The sequence below is a fragment of the Mesorhizobium sp. B1-1-5 genome (assembly GCF_006443065.1).
Classification (GTDB): Bacteria; Pseudomonadota; Alphaproteobacteria; order Rhizobiales; family Rhizobiaceae; genus Mesorhizobium.
The window spans coordinates 1-1,269 of record NZ_VFWS01000465.1 but is presented as its reverse complement, the minus strand read 5'-3'; the positions used below and the strand labels follow the sequence as shown (position 1 = coordinate 1,269).

Genomic DNA, 1,269 nt, shown 5'->3' with positions numbered 1-1,269 from the left:
AGCACCGGAAACTGCGACGAGGGCCGCAGCTGAGCCGAGAAGAAGGCTCTTGATGTTCATTTTCTGACCTCCAGTCAAAAGTTAAAAAACGGGTCTGGGTATTTTTTGCTGAAGGACAGCGTTCCCTGCCCCATCCCCACTACCGAAAAAGATGCGCACCGCGCCGCTCCTTCGAAGCTGACATTACCCATGAGCCGGCGCCGTTCAACCACGATCGTGCCACAGCGAGGGCCGTCCGGGCGCTATCGCCGGGGGTTGTTGCACAAATGACACGATTTGGCCTCACTCCGAAAGCTCTCGTTAACCATCGAGGTCCGCGTAAGGCTGGATCCGCCCGAATCCGGCAAAGGACCGACGGAAATGCGGCGGGCAGCTGAGTCGGCCGCCAGGCGATTGCCGCAGAATCGCCATCTGAAGCGGCGGGAGAACGCAGGCCCGCCGATTTTTCGCTGATTATGGCGCCGGCTTGTTGATTGTGCCGGCGGTTTTCTTTATCCACCGGCGCGACGGAGAGGTGGCCGAGTGGTCGAAGGCGCTCCCCTGCTAAGGGAGTAGAGGTCAAAAGCTTCTCGTGGGTTCGAATCCCATCCTCTCCGCCATCCTGCTTCGCTCTCCGAGCTTCGCAGGACAAGCCCCAACGTTTGCGCGAAGCAGGATGGCGCAGAGGATGCCCTCCGAAGCCTTGGCGAAGGAGGGCTACAACGGTTCCCGCTTCGCTGACACGTTACAACGCCGCTTCGTCCTGCTTCGCTCTCCGAGCTTCGCAGGACAAGCCCCAACGTTTGCGCGAAGCAGGATGGCGCAGAGGATGCCCTCCGAAGCCTTGGCGAAGGAGGGCTGGTCGTGTGGTACGTATATCTGATTGAGAGCCAAGCCGCGGAGGGCGAGCGCTATATCGGCATCACGTCGGACCTGAAGCAACGACTTGTCGACCATAACTCCGGAAAATCCAGTCATACTTCCAAGTTCCGGCCCTGGCGAATCGTCACTTACGTCGCTTTCTCGGACCAAGCCAACGCGACTTCTTTCGAGCGTTATCTCAAATCCGGATCCGGCCACGCGTTCGCCAACAAACGCCTTTGGTGAAATGGGCGCGAGCACATACTGAGCTCATTTTTTTCAGAAAAACATCGCAATAACAATGAGTTGACTCCAAAACAGGTCGGACTGGCTCGCCTTTCCCGTGCGATTCTGACTGGAGGTCAGAAAATGAACATCAAGAGCCTTCTTCTCGGCTCAGCTGCGGCCCTCGTCGCAGTTTCCGGTGCT

General features: G+C 58.1%; 1 protein-coding gene and 1 tRNA gene. Both read left to right on the top strand.

Annotated features, from left to right (window positions below; genetic code table 11):
• The first annotated feature begins 508 nt into the window (after positions 1-508).
• Positions 509-599: transfer RNA gene (locus FJ980_RS32415), tRNA-Ser, on the top strand.
• A 244-nt stretch (positions 600-843) separates the two neighbouring features.
• Positions 844-1,086: a GIY-YIG nuclease family protein gene (locus FJ980_RS32410; RefSeq protein ID WP_140547537.1), complete on the top strand. Its 243-nt coding sequence runs from the start codon at positions 844-846 to the stop codon at positions 1,084-1,086.
• Positions 1,087-1,269 lie beyond the last annotated feature (183 nt).